We start from the raw sequence: 16,142 nt of genomic DNA on the forward strand, positions 1-16,142 counted from the left end.
TGCGGGCTGTGCCAAAAAATCGTTTGTCCACGGCAAGGCCGATCACCAGAATCCTCGCTGTTCCAGATAGAAATCCTATTCAACGCAAGAGGGTGAATTGATGGCAGATCGCATTGCAATATCCCTGGTTGTTCAAGGAGGCACGGTTAATTGGACATGCCGCAAGGAGGGGCGCCAATTCAACAATGGACAGTGCACCCGTGCAGTAATGCGGTTGGCGCAATCCGGAGGAGCCGAATCGTGAAGCGTCCGATGTATATGCTGAGCCCTTCGGTCCAGCTGGGCCTGACCATTGGCGCCTTGATGTATTGCAGTTACGGCGCGGCCCACAATGCCTTCGAAAATTGGGCACTGATCGCGTTGTGCACCTTCGTGGGTTTCTTCATTCCATATTATTCAAAGCTGAGCAACAAGCTGGAAGAAGTCATTCATCTGCGCACCGCATGCGTCAGCCTTGGCCGGCTTGGCCGCTTCGCCCCACAACTTGCATTCAATGTGGGGATTTTCCTGATTCTGACGCGTGCCGGGGTTTTTCCGGTGGGCAATATCGATGCGCTCGGCGGCGTATTGGGGGTTGCGCTGGTGACGACGTGCGCATCCCAGGGAATGCAGTATTTGGCGCTTGCGCTGGCAAACCGCGAAATCGGCGACCGCAACCGGAACGTGCTGATTGCCTTGTCCATCAATATTGTGGTGACCGCGCTGGCGACGATCGGGCTGGCTTGGGCAAAGACCGCCTTTCTGGTGCTCGGGCTGAGTTTCGGTGCGCTCTTTTTCGCGCTGGGCATCCTCTCGGACTGGCGTGCCATTGCGTTCAAGCGAGGAGGCATCGGTGTCTTTTTCGGTACGTTCAATCCGATTCACAAGACCCATCTCGCGCTGATCCGGGACGCGATCGAATTGCGCGGCCTGACGAAGGTTTACCTTCACAGTACGACGATACCCAAGCTCCATGCCCAGGCATTGCAGCGCGGGGAGATCCGGATTGCCAAGTACGAGCGGGGCATGCGCATCTACGAGAAAACGCAGCGTGCCGATGTGCATGTCAACTACTTTCCGACCGGCTCCAAATTTTACGAGTATGAAACCCGCTTGGCGATGATGCGCGCAGCCGTGGCAGAGGCCGGGCTGGGGGATAAGGTGGAGGTGCTGTCATTGCCGGAGGAATACGCACGTGGCGGTTTTTATGCCGTGCTCAAGCGGGTCAAGGCGGCATCCGGCGGACTCCCGGTCCACGGCATTCATGGCAGCGATCTGGGCGGGATGTGGGTACGAGGTATTTACGATGAGTCCGGCTGGATTTATCCATATCCGGTGATCCGGCGCGACAAGGTATCGGCGACAGCAATCCGCAATGGTGCAACTGGCCTGACGACGCCGTCGGTGCAGACAATGATCGAGGCTTTGCGCAATAGCCAAGAACTGAATTCGACGTACCCATCAACCCAGTACAGCAGCTGATGAGCGCCTCATGACTATTCATCACCTTCACAAACCGTGTGCGGTATCGCCTGCAATGGATGTACCGAAGCTGACGATAAAGATCGTCGAAAGCGAAGATGAACGATTCAAGGCCATGCTTGTGCGCGCCATTGTCTATATGCACGAACAGCTGTGCCCGTACAGCGAAGAGTTTGATCTCAATGACCATACGGCGACCCAGATTGTCGGCCTGACGGATGAAGGGGAGCCCGTGCTGACTGCGCGTATCCGCTATTTCAATGGATTTGCCAAAATCGAGCGATTGGCGATCAGAAAGGAATACCGCGGGTACGGATATGCCCATCGGCTGCTTTCTTTCGTCATGAATGTGTGCCGGCAAAAGGGATTCACCCGTTTTTACCTGCACGCGCAGGCACGTTTGCAATCCTTTTACGAGGGCTACGGATTCCGCGTCGTTGGCGATGATTTTTCATTCTCCGAACATGACTATATCGAGATGGAAATGAATGAGCGGGAACACCATGTTCAGCCATCCCGGCACATCGGGCAGGCGCCCATGCATCTCAATCGCCCGGAAAACAATGCCCACCACGCCGGACCGCTCGAACACGGTCTGTTCCAGAGCCCGCCGCGTACCGTGGTCATTGAAGGAGGCAGGGCATGAAGCGGCGTTTTTTCGGCTTCGTACTGGGGCTGATGATCGGTGGCGAGACCGTTGCGGCAACGAACACGATCGATCCGGCTTATCTCGGCCTGCTGAAACGCATCGTCGATATCAATACCGAAACGCGCAATCTGGCCGGGCTCGCGCAAGCCCGGGATGTGCTGATTCCGCAATTTGAAGCACTCGGCATGAAGGTGACCCGCCATTCGCTTGCCGAGCAGGGGCGCGAGGTGCTGAGCTTTGATACACCCGGCGCCACGCCCAAGGTGCTGCTGGTCGGGCATCTGGACACGGTCTTTTCAACGACCGGCGGTTTCCAGCGCTTCAGCGATCAGGGCGATCGGCTTGCCGGCCCCGGGGTGATCGACATGAAGGGCGGCCTGGTGCTGATGCTGAACGTGCTCGGGCAACTCAAACAGGCGGGGCGGTTGCAGCAGGTTCGCGTGGTGATCAACGACGACGAGGAAATCGGCTCGCCGCATTCCAAAAAGACGCTGCGCGCGCTTGCCCGGGATATTCCGTATGGACTGGTCTTCGAGCCGGGACTCGAAGACGGCGCCGTGGTGAGCAGTCAGTCGGGCGTGCGCTGGATCAAGCTGACCACGACGGGCAAGGCGGCCCATGCGGGCCTGGAGCCCGAGAACGGCATCAATGCGTGCCTCGATCTGGCTCGGAAGATCGGCAAAATCACCGATCTGGCCCGGCCCGCCAAAGGCTTGACGATCAACCCCGGCGTGATCGAAGGCGGAAGCAAGCCGAACGTGGTGTGCGACAAGGCCAGTGTCACGTTCGATATCCGGTTCCGCGCTATCCCGGACTGGAACAGCGTGTCCGCCGCGATCGGCGAGATCGGCCAGCAAAGCGATGTCTACAACACCCGCCTGAGGCAGGGCACCCGCACCGAAGTGACGCAGCTGGCCGAGATGCCGCCGTTGCCGGAAGGCCAGACCCTGGCGCTGGCTTCCCGGCTGGAATCCGTGTCCCGCTCGATCGGCCTGCCGTTCCGGGCGCAGGCCGTGGGCTACGGCAGTGATGGCAACAATCTGGCGGAAACCGGCATGCAGTTGCTCGTCGGTGTCGGCCCCTACGGCGGCGGCATGCACGCCGATACCGAGCACATGCTGGTCAGTTCCTATCGGGATCGCCTGACCCTGATGACCCGTTTGATCACGCAACTCACCGATTCTGAAGGAGGTGAACCATGAAGGCACTTGTCGTCATCGATATCCAGCGCGAGTACATCGCACCGGGCCGGAAATTCCAGATCCAGTCGATCGGTCCGTCGCTCAAAAACGCCTACGCCATGCTGCATTTCGCCCGCTGCGAGGGCTGGCCCATCGTGCATGTGCAGCATCTGCAGGACGGCGATTTGTTCAATCGCATCGCGGACACATCGGATTTCATCGACGGATTCGTTCCGGAAAGCAGTGAAGCGCTGGCGGTCAAGGGCAATTACTCGTCGTTCTCGTCGCCGGAGTTCGAGCAGTTTGCCGCCGCGCATGCGGAGCATGAGTTCGTCGTGGTCGGGTACGGCAGCACGATGTGTTGCCTCGCCACCATCGTCGACGGCTATCACCGCGGTTACCGCTTCGCCCTGGTCGAAGACGCCTGTGCGGCCCGGGCGGCGCGCAACCACTCGGAAGCGTCGATGCATGAGCATGCGATGGCGATTCTCGAACCCTTTGCCCGTTTGACCCGCGCCGACGTGGAAATCGCCGGGCATCAGCCTCTTGCCGCTTAGACCAACCACCTCGGCGCCTGCCGTGGCCGCCAGGAGGGAAACATGGATGCACCAGAACGCATGAACACACAGACTCTAACGCCCCCAAAAACCGGCACCTCCGACGTGCGCTTGCAGGCACTGGCGGGGGCCGAGGGTGCCCCTGCCATCCTGATTGCCAGCATGCACGGGAAAGAGGCGGTGTTGGCGCCATCGCTGGCCACGCTCGGTTTTCAGGTCATGCTCCCGCTTGGCTACGATACCGATACGCTGGGGACATTTTCCGGCGACGTCCGTCGGCCCGGTACGGCCTTCGAAGCCGCGCTGGAAAAAGCACGCCGTGCCTGCGATGCGACCGGCATTGCCCGTGCCGTGGCGAGCGAGGGTTCCTACCGTCCGTGCCAGACGCTTTTTCCCGGCGCACGGAATGCCGAGCTGCTCGCCTTCGTGGACCGGGAGAGTGGTCTGGAGTTCGTCGAGTATCTGACGGACCTGCCCACGAGCTTCGTCAAGCGGCGGGTGCCGGCAGACCCCGGCTCGCCCGAAGCGCGCGCGCTGCTTGCAGAGATGGGCTGGCCGGCGATCAAGGCGCTGGTCGTTCCCGATGATCCGGGCAACGGCGTGCAGCCCGAATGGGTTTTCAAGGGGGTCGGCGACGAGCAGGCGCTTGCTCACGCGTTCGGTGTGTGCGCGGCGCATTCACAGGATGGCCAGGTGCATCTGGAAACGGACCTGCGGGCCCACATGAATCCGACCCGGATGAGCTCGGTGGCACTTGTCGGTATGCGGCTCATCGAACGCTTGCGCCTGGAAGGGTACGGAACGCCGCTGATGCAGGTTGCGTAACCCGGGCCGGCGAGGGCTGCGTATCAGTCGTGGCCCGCCTCGATGGCCGGTGGCGTCGGGCTGGACATCGTGGCCTGTAGCCATGCCACGAATGAGATGACCGATGCGTCGCGGCGCGGGCCCAGGCACAGGAAGAACGAACGCGGGCTTACCAGTCGTTCGGTCAGTGGCGCGACGAGCACGCCTTCGGCCAGCAGATTGTCCACCAGCGGCGAGCTGCCCAGCGCCACGCCGTGCCCCCGCGCCACCGCTTGAATCATCTGATCAAGCTGGCTGAAGCGGAATCCGACGTCGCCAACCGGAAGATCGGTACCGACGCCCTTGAACCAGCTCGACCATTGCAGCCAGGGCCAGGAATTCTGCGGATCGGCCAGATGCAGCAGCGTATGGTGTTTCAGGTCTTCGACGCAGCCCAGTTTTCGGCCGTTGCGTCGCAGCAGCGCCGGGCTGCAAACCGGGAACACCTCTTCTCCCGCCAGCAAAATGCTGCTGCCGGGTGGCGCCTGATCGGGGGTGCAGTAACGGATGACGAGATCCACGTCGGCGTTTTTCAGCTCGATGACCCGGTTTTCTGCCTCGATATGCAGTGCCGCATCCGGGCATCTCGCCCGGAAGCGCGCCAGCCTGGGAACGAGCCATAGGGCGGCGAAAGCGGTGGTAGTGGAAATCGTGATTCCGTGCTTCACAGGCTTTTTTTGCAGGCTTTCGACCGTATCCGACAGCTGCGCTAGCGATGCGCTCACCACGTCGAACAGCACGCGCCCTTGCTCGGTCAACGCCAGCGATTGATGCCGCCGTTCGAACAGCGCCAGCCCGATATGCTCCTCGAGCTTCCTGATCTGCCGGCTGACGGCGGATTGCGTCACGCAAATCTCTTCGCCCGCTTTCGAAAAACTCAGCTGCCGTGCTGCCGCCTCGAAACCGATCAGCAAATCCAGTGGGGGGAGTGGCCGGGGCATTCGACGTAGTCCTTCTGTTTGGTGATCGCTGCCGGAGCGACCAGTCCGCGTACCGGGTGGCTGGGTAAGGCGGGGATGCAGGACAAAACGTCCCGAGCGCGCATTGCTGCCTGTGTTCGGGCACCGGACAAGCGGCTGGGCTGACGGTCTTGGCTGCGCCCTGTACGCGGCAGCAAGGGTAGAGCAATAATTATTGCGTATGCAATATTGGAGAAATTATTGTTGGTTGAAGTGTCAGTGAGCGATGAAGAAAGACGCTTGTTGAAAGTCCAAGCTCGTCATCGTGTCGGACGGGGGAGGGGGAAACGCCCGGACCAGCCGGGCGTTTGATGCGACGATCAGCCGTGCGCTTCGGCGCTGCCTTCGAGGTAGGCGGCGCGCACTTCGGGGCTAGCGAGCAATTCCTCGCCGGTGCCGGTGAGTACGATCTCGCCGTGCTGCAGCACGTAGGCGCGGTGCGCGACCTTGAGCGCGTGGTGGGCGTTCTGCTCGACCAGCAGGATCGTCATTCCGTCGCGCGTGTTCAGCTCCTTGATGATCTTGAACACCTGCTTGATGTACAGCGGCGCGAGCCCCAGCGACGGTTCGTCGAGCAGCAAGAGCTTGGGTCGGCCCATCAGCGCACGGGCGATCGCCAGCATCTGCTGCTCGCCGCCCGACAGCGTGCCGGCGCGTTGCTGCTGGCGCTTTTCCAGGATCGGGAACATCTCGAACATGCGCGTGAGGTCGGCGTCGAAATTCGCCTTGTCGGCGAAGGTCGCGCCCATCTGCAGGTTTTCGAGCACGGTCATGCGCTGGAAGATGCGCCGGCCTTCCGGCACCAGCGCGATACCCTTGTGCGAAATCTTGTGCGTCTGCATCCGGGTGATGTCTTCGCCCTGGAACTGGATCTGACCGGTAGCCGCCGCCGGCTTGCCGAACAGCGTCATCATCAGCGTCGATTTGCCGGCGCCGTTGGCGCCGATCAGCGTGACGATCTCGCCCTTGTTGACGACGAGATCGACGCCGCGCAGCGCGTGGATCGCGCCGTAGTACGCGTGCACGCCCGAGTATTCAAGCATGGTGCTCATGCGGCCTCCTTGTCGTCGGCGTCTTCTTCGCCCAGGTACGCCTTGATGACGTTCGGGTCGTTCTGGATCTGTTGCGGCGTGCCTTCGGCGATCTTGGTGCCGAAATTGAGCACGCAGATATGGTCGGAAACGCGCATCACGACGTTCATGTCGTGTTCGATCAGGAGCACGCCCTTGCCGTGCTCGCGGCTCAAGTACAGCAGCAGCTCGTTCAGCTCGGTCGATTCGCGCGGATTGAGGCCGGCGGCCGGTTCGTCGAGGCACAGCAGCAGCGGGTCGACGCACAGCGCGCGGGCGATTTCGATCCGCCGTTGCGTGCCGTACGACAGGTCGCCGGCGGCGCTATCGGCCAGATCGAGCAGCTTGAGCTGCGTCAGCCACATCTCGGCCTTTTCCAGCGCGGCCTCGCGCGCCTGCCTGAAGCCGGCGCGGCCGAACAGGCCGGCGATCGAGAAGCGCGACGCCGATTGCAGCGCGTTGTGCTGCGCGACGATCAGGTTCTCGAGCACCGACATGTTCGGAAACAGCCGGATATTCTGGAAGGTGCGCACGACGCCGGCCTTGCGGGCGACGTGGTACGACGGCATCTCGTTCAGCAGCAGCGGGCCGTGTACCGGGTGATGCATGCGCACGCTGCCCTCGGTCGGCTTGTAAAAGCCGGTCAGGCAGTTGAAGAACGTCGTCTTGCCGGCGCCGTTCGGGCCGATGATCGACGTGATCTTGCCCTTGGGCACCACGACCGACAGATCGTCGATTGCGGTCAGCCCGCCGAAGCGCATGGTGAGGTGGTCGACCTCAAGCAGCATCTCGCTCATGCTTGCGCTCCTTTCGCCAGACGGTAGGTCGGTTCGCGATGGGCGATCAGGCCGCCCGGTCGCCACACCATGATGAGGATCATCGCCGCGCCGAACATCAGCATCCGGTATTCGGAGAAATCCCGGCCCAGCTCCGGCAGCAGCACCAGCAGCACCGAGGCGATTACCACGCCAAGCTGGCTGCCCATGCCGCCGAGCACGACGATCGCGAGGATGGTCGCCGATTCGGAGAACACGAAGCTTTCCGGCGAAATGAAGCCCTGCCGCGCGGCGAAGAACACGCCGGCGAAACCGCCGAGCATCGCGCCGATCGCGAACGCCGAAAGCTTGATGTTGGTGACGTTCATCCCGAGCGCCTTGCAGGCGACTTCGTCCTCGCGCACCGCTTCCCAGGCCAGCCCGACCGGCAGCTTGCGCAGGCGGGAAACGAACAGGTTGGTCAGCAGCGCCAGCGCCAGGATCAGGTAGTACAGGAACATCACCCGGTGTTCCGGCGAGTACTCGAGACCGAAGAACGACGCGAACGTCGCGCCGTCGCCATCGGGCTTGAACGGCAGGCCGAAGAAGGTCGGGCGCGGGATCGAGCCGATGCCGTTCGGGCCGCCGGAGAAGTCGGTCCAGTTGACCAGGATCAGCCGGATGATTTCGCCGAAGCCGAGCGTGACGATCGCCAGATAGTCGCCGCGCAGCCGCAGCGTCGGCCAGCCGAGGATGATGCCGAACGACGCCGCCAGCAGCCCGGCCACCGGCAGCGTCTGCCAGAAGCCCCAGCCGAAGTGCGTCGACAGCAGCCCGTAGGCGTAGGCGCCGACGGCGTAGAACGCGACGTAGCCGAGGTCGAGCAGGCCGGCCAGACCGACGACGACATTTAGGCCCCAGCCGAGCATCACGTAGATCAGCACGGTGGTGGCGGTATCGACGACGTAGCGGTTGCCGGAGAACGCGATCGGCAGCACCAGTGAAAAGCCGACGACGGCGTAGCCTATCCATTTGAGCCACGGCCGCGTCGCGGCGATTTCCGGTCGGGTACGTGCACGCTTGGCCTTGTTCAGCGAGACGTGGTCGAGCACGAACTGCAGCACGAGGCGGCCGACGAACATCGTGGCGACGAAGGCCAGCAGCCACGGCCAGCGCGTGGCGATCGCAAGTGCGCCGCCGGCATCGACGGTTTTCAGGCCGATCATCGGCACGCCGAGCAACAGCGACACCAGCGCGATGCCGGTTGCGTCCTTGAGCCGGCCGGCCACGTTCGGCAGGTTGTGAACAGTTGTGCTCATCAGACTTTCTCCACTTCCGGGCGACCCAGCAAGCCGCTGGGGCGGAACATCAGCACCAGGATCAGCAGCACGAAGGTGGCGACATCCTTGTATTCGGGCGACAGGTAGGCGCTCCAGAACGACTCGATCAAGCCGATGATCAGGCCGCCGAGCATCGCGCCGGGCAGCGAGCCGATGCCGCCGAGCACCGCTGCGGTGAACGCCTTGATGCCGGCGACGAAGCCGATCGAGAAATCGACGACGCCGTAATAGACGGTGACCATCACGCCGGCGACGGCCGCAAGTGCGGCACCGATGACGAAGGTGAGCGAGATCGTCCGGTCGACGTTGATGCCGAGCAAGGCGGTCATCGTGCGGTCTTGCTCGCAGGCGCGCTGCTGGCGGCCGAACGAGGTTTTGGTGATCAGGTAGGTGAACACGGCCAGCAGCACCGCGGTCACGATGATGATCATGATTTGCGTGTAGGCGAGGTGGACGGTGAAGCCGTCGCTGCTGAACAGCTCGAAGCCACCGGGCAGCAGCGCATGGATCGGCTTCACGCGCGCGCCCTGGGTGAGCTGCACCATGTTCTGCAAAAAGATCGACATCCCGATCGCCGATATCAGCGGCGCCAGCCTCGAGGCGTTGCGCAGCGGCCGGTAGGCGATCCGTTCGACCGACCAGCCATAGACCGAGGTGAACACGATCGCGACGACCAGGGTGATCAGCAGCGCGACCGGCACGGCCATGATGCCGAGCGAGCCGAGCAGCGTCAGCACGGTGACGGCGATGATCGCGCTGACCATGTAGATGTCGCCGTGCGCGAAGTTGATCATGCCGATGATGCCGTACACCATCGTGTAACCCAGCGCGATCAGGCCGTATACGGAGCCCAGCGTCAGGCCGTTGATCAGCTGTTGGATGAAGAGTCCCATGAATACTTGCTCCAGAGTATGAGGTGCGATCGAGGCGTTCCGGTCTTCATGGCCGGGGGATACCTTCTTCTATAGAACGCGGGCGGATGCCCGGTTAGGCACCTGTGGTGCGTGCGGGCCGGTGGCCTTGGGGCGGTGCCGGCCGGCCCGGGTGCCGCGCCGGATGGCCGGCGCGGACGGTCAGACCGAAACGACTTACTTCACCATTTCGTACTTGTTGCCCTTCCACTGGTAGACGACGAAGCCCGGCGCCTTCAGGTCGCCCTTGGCATCGAACGACATCTTGCCGACCACGGTGTTGAACGTGCCGCCGGCCAGCGCTTTTTGCAGGTCGCCGTACTTCACGCTCTTGGCCTGGGTGGCCGCTTGCGCGAACAGCTGCATTGCGGCGTAGGCGTAGAGCGTGTAGCCGTCCGGCTCGACCTTGGCGTTGCGGAAGTGCTTGACGACGTCGGCGGCGGCCGGGATGTTGCGCGCGTCCGGCGCGAACGTGAACATCACGCTGTCGGCGTTGCCGCCGGCGGCGGTCACCAGCTCGTTGTTACTCATCGTGTCGCCGCCCATCACGGTCAGCTTCATGCCGGCCTGCTTGGCCTGGCGCAGGATCAGCGCGATTTCGGTGTGATAACCGCCGAAGGCGAGCACTTGCACGCCGGCGGCCTTCAGCTTCGAAACCAGGCCCGAGTAATCCTTTTCACCGGCGGTGATCGATTCGCGCAGCGCCGGCTTCAGGCCCTTGGCGCTCATGCCCTTGGCCATTTCGTCGGCCAGCCCCTTGCCGTAGGCGCTCTTGTCGTCGATCACGGCGACCTTCTTGCCGGCGAAATGCTTGGCGACGTAGCCGCCAGCGATGCTGCCCTGCTGGTCGTCGCGGCCCATGATGCGGAAGATGTTCTTCAGGCCGCGCTCGGTGACCTGCGGGTTGGTCGAGACGGTGGCCATCGGGATCTGCGCTTCGTTGTAGATGTCCGAAGCCGGGATCGTCGAGCTCGAACACCAGTGGCCGTGCATGAAGACGATCTTCTTGTTGACCATGGCGTTGGCGACCGAAACGGCCTGCTTCGGATCGCAGGCGTCGTCGCCGATCTCCAGCTTCAGCTTCTGGCCGAGCACTCCGCCCTTGGCGTTGATGTCGGTAACGGCCATTTCCGCGCCGCGCTTGATCTGCTCGCCGGCCGACGCGTACGCGCCGGTCATCGGGCCTGCGATCGCCACCGAGTAATCGGCGTGGGCCTGTGCGGTGAACAGGGCACCCAGGCCCAGACCGGTCATGGCAATCAGTTGCTTCATGTTCGACTTCATCGTGCCTTCTCCTAAATGGACTGTAGTCGTTGCTACAGGGGTAATGCCGCCAGCCTTTGCAGGCTGCCGAGACAAACTCAAAAATGGCTTACGGACAAACCTTTCAATCAAACCTACACCAGGCGCTGATTTGTCTGATGTAGGTGCTTTCCAGCATTCATGCCGGCTCGGCGTTCGCGGGCCGGAACCGACGAGCGGAGGGACGTGCTAGGCGATCGTCATCAGGCTGGCATTCCCTCCGGCGGCGGCGGTGTTGACGCTGACCGACTGCTCGGAAAACAGCCGGAGCAGGTCGTAGTCGTCACCGGCGTCGAGTTCGGCGCTGGCCAGCCCGAACACCGGGACGATGGGGCCGTCGCGGCGAGCGATCCGGCGGCCGAGTTCGAGCAGCGCGTCGCTGTCGCCCTCGAACAGCACCGCGCCGAGCGGGGTGCTGCCGTCGACCTCGGCGAAATCGACGCGTTCGACGTGCGCCTGCAACGGCGCCGGCAGCGCATCGATCACCGCATTTGCGGCGGGGCTGTCAGCAAAGCGGGCGATGTTGCCGCTCGCCAGCGCCGCTGCCAGCTGCGCCTGCGCGCCGGCCGTCGTCGATGCCAGACACAGCAGCGGCCCGCGCGGGCTCAGCCGGTAGCGGTTCAGCTCGCCGGTCGGGCCGGGCAGCGTCACGTCGGCACCGAGCGGCGATACCGCCAGATAGCGCTCGCAGCGGGCCGCGGCATTATCGGCACCCTGCGCGGCGAGTACATTGCGGTAATTCGCAAGTGGGCCCAACGCCGATTCGGTGGCAATGGGGAGTGCACCGGCGCCTTGCGGGCGGCGCGACAGCAGTCTCGACAGGTAGAGCGGGCCGCCGGCCTTGGGCCCGGTGCCCGACAGGCCTTCGCCACCGAAGGGCTGGACGCCGACCACGGCGCCGACGACGTTGCGGTTTACATACAGGTTGCCGGCGTGGATGCGGCGGGTGACGTGGTCTATGGTTTCGTCGATGCGGCTATGCACGCCGAAGGTCAGGCCGTAGCCGGTGCCGTTGATGGCGTCGATCAGCGCATCAAACGCATCGCGCTGGTAGCGCAGCACGTGCAGCACCGGGCCGAACACCTCGCGTTCGAGCGAGCCCAGTGTGTCAATTTCGATCAGCGTCGGCGGCACGAAGCTGCCGTGGCGCGCGTCGTCGGGTAGCGGCAACTGGCTGATTTCGAAGCCGGCGCCGCGCAGTCTGGCGATATGGCGCTCGATGTTCTGCTGCGCCTCGACGTCGATCACCGGGCCGACGTCGGTCGCCAGCCGGTCCGGATTGCCGATGGTCAGCTCGCGCATCGCGCCCTTGAGCATCGTCAGCACCTTGTCGGCGACGTCTTCCTGTAGGCAGAGCACGCGCAGCGCCGAGCAGCGCTGGCCGGCCGAATCGAAGGCCGAGTTCAGTACGTCGAACACCACCTGTTCCGGCAGCGCCGACGAATCGACGATCAGCGCGTTCTGGCCGCCGGTTTCGGCGATCAGCGGAATCGTCCGGCCTTGCGGGTCGAGCCGGTCGGCCAGTGTCCGTGAAATCAGCCGGGCGACCTCGGTCGAACCGGTGAACAGCACGCCGCGGATGCGCGCATCGGCAACCAGTGCCGCGCCGACGGTTTCGCCTCGGCCCGGCAGCAATTGCACCGCGCCGTGCGGCACGCCGGCATCAAGCAGCAGCTTCACGGCCTCGAAGGCGATCAGCGGCGTCTGTTCGGCCGGCTTGGCGATCACCGGGTTGCCGGCGGCCAGCGCCGCGGCGACCTGGCCCATGAAGATCGCCAGCGGGAAGTTCCACGGGCTGATCGCCAGCACCGGGCCGAGCGGGCGGTGGCTGTCGTTGTTGAATTCGCGCTCGATCTCGCCGGCGTAGTAGCGCAGGAAGTCGACCGCCTCGCGGACTTCGGCGACGGCGTTGGCCAGCGTCTTGCCGGCTTCGCGGACGATCAGCCCCAAGAGCGACGGCATCTGCGCCTCGAGCCGGTCGGCGGTGCGCCGCAGGATCGCCGCGCGTTCGGACACCGGCGTCGCGGCCCAGATCGGCGCGGCGGCCACGGCGTGCTGCAGCGCCGCCTCGACGTCGGCCAGGTCGGCTTCGACCACGGTGCCGATCACATCGCGACGATCGGCCGGGTTGAGCACGAACTGCGGCTTGCCGGCGCTGATGCGGTCGTCGCCAAGCAGCGGCGCGGCGCCCCATTGACTACCGGCGAGCAGCGCCGCCGACAGCGAAGCCAGCCGCTGTTCGTTGGCCAGATCGATCCCGGCCGAGTTGTCGCGCTCAAGGCCGAACAGCGCGCGCGGCAGCGGGATCTTGTCGTGCGGCGCGCCGACCGGGCTGACCGCGCCGGCGGCTTCGAGCGGATCGGTGATCAGGCTGTCGATCGAGATTTTTTCGTCGGCGATCTGGTTGACGAAGGACGTGTTGGCGCCGTTTTCCAGCAGCCGGCGTACCAGATAGGCCAGCAGCGTTTCATGCGTGCCGACCGGCGCATAAACCCGGCATGGCCGGCTGAGCTTGCCGTCCGCGACGGCACCGGTGACTTCCTCGTACAGCGGTTCGCCCATGCCGTGCAGGCACTGGAACTCGTACTGGCCCGGATAGTAGTTGGCGCCGGCGAGGTGGTAGATCGTCGCCAGCGTCTGCGCGTTGTGGGTGGCGAATTGCGGATAGATCGCATCGGGCGCGGCCAGCAGCTTCTTGGCGCAGGCCAGGTAGGAGACGTCGGTGTAGATCTTGCGGGTGTAGACCGGATAGCCCTCGAGGCCGTCGAGCTGGGCGCGCTTGATCTCGCTGTCCCAGTAAGCGCCCTTGACCAGTCGCACCATCACGCGGTGGCGGCTGCGGCGGGCCAGGTCGACGATGAAGTCGATCACATAGGGGCAGCGCTTCTGGTAGGCCTGGACGACGAAACCGATGCCGTTCCAGCCGGCGAGATCGGCGTCGAAGCACAGCGCTTCGAGCAGATCGAGCGACAGCTCCAGACGGTCGGCCTCTTCGGCGTCGATGTTCAGGCCGATGTCGTAACGGCGCGCCAGCAGCGCCAGCGCCTTCACGCGCGGCAGCAGCTCGCTCATCACCCGTTCCTGCTGTGCGCGGCTGTAGCGCGGGTGCAGCGCCGAAAGCTTGATCGAGATGCCCGGGCCTTCGTAAATGCCGCGACCATGCGCGGCCTTGCCGATCGCGTGGATCGATTGTTCGTACGAGGCGTAATAACGCTGCGCGTCTTCCTCGGTGATCGCCGCCTCGCCGAGCATGTCGTACGAATAGCGAAAGCCCTTGGCCTCGAACTTGCGGCTGTTGGCCAGCGCATCGGCAATCGTTTCGCCGGTGACGAACTGTTCGCCCATCAGCCGCATCGCCATGTCGACGCCCTTGCGGATCAGCGGTTCGCCGCCCTGGCCGATCAGCCGGGTCAGCGCGTTGGAAAGGCCTGCCTCGCTGTTGGTCGCGGTGAGCTTGCCGGTGAGCATCAGCCCCCAAGTCGCGGCGTTGACGAACAGCGACGGCGAATTGCCCAGATGCGAATGCCAGTCGCCCTTGCTGATCTTGTCGCGGATCAGCGCGTCGCGCGTCGCCTTGTCCGGAATGCGCAGCAGCGCTTCGGCCAGACACATCAGCGCCACGCCTTCCTGGCTCGACAGCGAGAACTCGTGGATCAGCCCCTCGACGCCGCCGCGCTTGCGCTTGCTGCGCAGCTTGGCGACGAGATTGTGCGCCAGCGCCTGCACCTGTTCGCCCATCCGGGCGTTCGGTAACCGCGCCTGTTCGATCAGCAGCGGCACGCATTCGGTTTCGGGCCGGCGCCACGCGGCGGTGATCGCCGCGCGCAGCACCGACTGCGGCGCGATGCTCTGGGCGAACTCGAGGAAGGGGACTGGCGCGGCATCGGCGGCGGGTTGCGCCTCGTCGATTTCGGCGGTGTTACCTGTGAACTCGGCCGGCCGCGTGCCCTGTTCGACGCGTTCCAGATAGGCGTAGATCGCCTGCTTGATCAGCCAATGCGGTGTGCGCTCCAGTGTTTGTGCGGCATCGCGAATCCGCGCCCGCAATGCGTCGTCTACCTTGATCCCCAGCGTGGTATTAGCCATGGCCCGTTGCTTACAAGTCGAATGTGAAGCTCATAGTACGATCTAGTGCAAGCGGTACAACTACGGAAAATCCCCAAGGGTTGCACCATTGCGCCAGGCAGAAAAGTGATGCAATGCAAGGCATTGAAGAAAACGGTGCATTCGGGTTGCACCTGCGGAAGGCTTGATTTGACTACATCACTACATCTTTTGGGTCGAGGGTGGCGCCGGGCTTGTAAGGGTTAATGCACCGAATAGGTGCATTTTCCGGCGCGTTCCGGCCGCGGCAAAGGACGGTACGAAGCGTTGCCGGGCAGATGAACGGTTGGTTGGTGAGGCCGACATGCGGTCGATTCGCATTCGCGCAACGTTTGGCGCGGAAATCCACGGCCCGGCCCGGCTTAGGGTCGATGAGGCCGAAAAAAACGCCCGCACACGGCGGGCGTATCAAAGCGCACGGAAAGTGGATTACTTCTGGCCGAGCGCGTCGAGTGCGAGGTTCAGCTTCAGGACATTGACGCGCGCTTCGCCGAACACGCCCCATTGGCGGCCAGCGGTATTGGCAGCGACCAGCGCTTCAACTTGCGGAATCGACAGGTTGCGGGCCTTGGCGACGCGGCCGATCTGGTAGGCGGCGGCTTCCGGGCTGATGTCCGGGTCGAGGCCGCTGGCCGAGGCGGTGACCAGGTCGACCGGTACCGGCGCGGCGTTGCCCGGATCGGCGGCCTTGAGTGTGGCGACGCGGGCTTTCGCTGCATCGACCAGCGCCGGGTTGGTCGGGCCGAGGTTGCTGCCGCTCGATGCGCCGCCGTTGTACGCCATCGGGCCGGTGGCCGATGGGCGGCCCCAGAAATACTTGGGCTCGGTGAAGTTCTGGCCGATCAGTTCGGAGCCGATCGCCTTGCCATCTTTGACGATGACGCTGCCATTGGCCTGATGCGGAAACGCGACTTGCGCTGCGCCGGTGACCAGAGCCGGGTAGATCACGCCGGTGAGCGCGGTGAGCAGCACGAAGATCGTGATCGCGGGGCGAAGTTGGGTGTTCATGA

At 63.8% G+C, this 16,142-nt stretch carries 13 protein-coding genes; 5 read left to right on the forward strand and 8 right to left on the reverse strand.

Annotation, left to right across the window (positions count from 1 at the left end; all coding sequences use genetic code 11):
* Nucleotides 1-240 precede the first annotated feature (240 nt).
* From JLC71_RS02260 to JLC71_RS02280, 5 genes are read left to right on the forward strand one after another with little or no spacing between them, the layout of a single operon-like run.
* Nucleotides 241-1,461, forward strand: coding sequence for a nucleotidyl transferase family protein (locus JLC71_RS02260; protein ID WP_200917064.1), 1,221 nt, complete (start codon nucleotides 241-243; stop codon nucleotides 1,459-1,461).
* A gap of 10 nt (nucleotides 1,462-1,471) precedes the next feature.
* Entirely contained in the window at nucleotides 1,472-2,107 is a 636-nt protein-coding gene (locus JLC71_RS02265) for a GNAT family N-acetyltransferase (protein WP_200917065.1), read from the forward strand.
* Nucleotides 2,104-3,312, forward strand: coding sequence for a M20/M25/M40 family metallo-hydrolase (locus JLC71_RS02270; protein ID WP_200917066.1), 1,209 nt, complete (start codon nucleotides 2,104-2,106; stop codon nucleotides 3,310-3,312). The genes JLC71_RS02265 and JLC71_RS02270 overlap by 4 nt, the downstream gene beginning before the upstream one ends.
* Complete coding sequence (locus JLC71_RS02275; protein ID WP_200917067.1) at nucleotides 3,309-3,848, forward strand: cysteine hydrolase family protein; 540 nt, start codon at nucleotides 3,309-3,311, stop codon at nucleotides 3,846-3,848. Before JLC71_RS02270 ends, JLC71_RS02275 begins: the two co-directional genes overlap by 4 nt.
* Nucleotides 3,849-3,890: 42 nt before the next feature.
* On the forward strand, nucleotides 3,891-4,673 hold the full coding sequence (locus tag JLC71_RS02280) for a DUF6671 family protein (RefSeq protein ID WP_200917068.1): 783 nt from the start codon (nucleotides 3,891-3,893) through the stop codon (nucleotides 4,671-4,673).
* 23 nt (nucleotides 4,674-4,696) lie between these two features.
* Here the strand turns inward: JLC71_RS02280 and JLC71_RS02285 are convergent, their stop codons facing one another.
* From JLC71_RS02285 to kdpC, 8 genes are all read right to left on the reverse strand, one after another.
* Nucleotides 4,697-5,632: a LysR substrate-binding domain-containing protein gene (locus tag JLC71_RS02285; RefSeq protein WP_200917069.1), complete on the reverse strand. Its 936-nt coding sequence runs from the start codon at nucleotides 5,630-5,632 to the stop codon at nucleotides 4,697-4,699.
* A gap of 338 nt (nucleotides 5,633-5,970) precedes the next feature.
* Entirely contained in the window at nucleotides 5,971-6,702 is a 732-nt protein-coding gene (locus JLC71_RS02290) for an ABC transporter ATP-binding protein (RefSeq protein WP_236250951.1), read from the reverse strand.
* Entirely contained in the window at nucleotides 6,699-7,517 is an 819-nt protein-coding gene (locus JLC71_RS02295; protein WP_200917070.1) for an ABC transporter ATP-binding protein, read from the reverse strand. The genes JLC71_RS02290 and JLC71_RS02295 overlap by 4 nt, the downstream gene beginning before the upstream one ends.
* On the reverse strand, nucleotides 7,514-8,794 hold the full coding sequence (livM, locus tag JLC71_RS02300) for a high-affinity branched-chain amino acid ABC transporter permease LivM (RefSeq protein ID WP_200917071.1): 1,281 nt from the start codon (nucleotides 8,792-8,794) through the stop codon (nucleotides 7,514-7,516). The genes JLC71_RS02295 and livM overlap by 4 nt, the downstream gene beginning before the upstream one ends.
* Nucleotides 8,794-9,708 carry an ABC transporter permease subunit gene (locus tag JLC71_RS02305; RefSeq protein WP_200917072.1) on the reverse strand — a complete coding sequence of 305 codons (915 nt, stop codon included), beginning with the start codon at nucleotides 9,706-9,708 and terminating at the stop codon, nucleotides 8,794-8,796. The genes livM and JLC71_RS02305 overlap by 1 nt, the downstream gene beginning before the upstream one ends.
* A gap of 195 nt (nucleotides 9,709-9,903) precedes the next feature.
* A complete protein-coding gene (locus tag JLC71_RS02310) occupies nucleotides 9,904-11,010 on the reverse strand; it encodes a branched-chain amino acid ABC transporter substrate-binding protein (RefSeq protein WP_200917073.1) in 1,107 nt (368 codons plus the stop codon).
* A gap of 207 nt (nucleotides 11,011-11,217) precedes the next feature.
* A complete protein-coding gene (putA, locus tag JLC71_RS02315) occupies nucleotides 11,218-15,114 on the reverse strand; it encodes a trifunctional transcriptional regulator/proline dehydrogenase/L-glutamate gamma-semialdehyde dehydrogenase (protein ID WP_200917074.1) in 3,897 nt (1,298 codons plus the stop codon).
* A 447-nt stretch (nucleotides 15,115-15,561) separates the two neighbouring features.
* A complete protein-coding gene (kdpC, locus tag JLC71_RS02320; protein ID WP_200917075.1) occupies nucleotides 15,562-16,140 on the reverse strand; it encodes a potassium-transporting ATPase subunit KdpC in 579 nt (192 codons plus the stop codon).
* Nucleotides 16,141-16,142: the final 2 nt, after the last annotated feature.

The sequence above is a fragment of the Jeongeupia sp. HS-3 genome, from assembly GCF_015140455.1.
In the GTDB taxonomy this organism is placed as follows: Bacteria; Pseudomonadota; Gammaproteobacteria; order Burkholderiales; family Chitinibacteraceae; genus Jeongeupia.

Bases quoted from the DNA above. Each gene is read 5' to 3' on its own strand.
- JLC71_RS02265 (WP_200917065.1), top strand. From the start codon at position 1,472: ATGACTATTCATCACCTTCACAAACCGTGTGCGGTATCGCCTGCAATG.
- JLC71_RS02270 (WP_200917066.1), top strand. From the start codon at position 2,104: ATGAAGCGGCGTTTTTTCGGCTTCGTACTGGGGCTGATGATCGGTGGC.
- JLC71_RS02275 (WP_200917067.1), top strand. From the start codon at position 3,309: ATGAAGGCACTTGTCGTCATCGATATCCAGCGCGAGTACATCGCACCG.
- JLC71_RS02280 (WP_200917068.1), top strand. From the start codon at position 3,891: ATGGATGCACCAGAACGCATGAACACACAGACTCTAACGCCCCCAAAA.
- JLC71_RS02285 (WP_200917069.1), bottom strand. From the start codon at position 5,632: ATGCCCCGGCCACTCCCCCCACTGGATTTGCTGATCGGTTTCGAGGCG.
- JLC71_RS02290 (WP_236250951.1), bottom strand. From the start codon at position 6,702: ATGAGCACCATGCTTGAATACTCGGGCGTGCACGCGTACTACGGCGCG.
- JLC71_RS02295 (WP_200917070.1), bottom strand. From the start codon at position 7,517: ATGAGCGAGATGCTGCTTGAGGTCGACCACCTCACCATGCGCTTCGGC.
- livM (WP_200917071.1), bottom strand. From the start codon at position 8,794: ATGAGCACAACTGTTCACAACCTGCCGAACGTGGCCGGCCGGCTCAAG.
- JLC71_RS02305 (WP_200917072.1), bottom strand. From the start codon at position 9,708: ATGGGACTCTTCATCCAACAGCTGATCAACGGCCTGACGCTGGGCTCC.
- JLC71_RS02310 (WP_200917073.1), bottom strand. From the start codon at position 11,010: ATGAAGTCGAACATGAAGCAACTGATTGCCATGACCGGTCTGGGCCTG.
- putA (WP_200917074.1), bottom strand. From the start codon at position 15,114: ATGGCTAATACCACGCTGGGGATCAAGGTAGACGACGCATTGCGGGCG.
- kdpC (WP_200917075.1), bottom strand. From the start codon at position 16,140: ATGAACACCCAACTTCGCCCCGCGATCACGATCTTCGTGCTGCTCACC.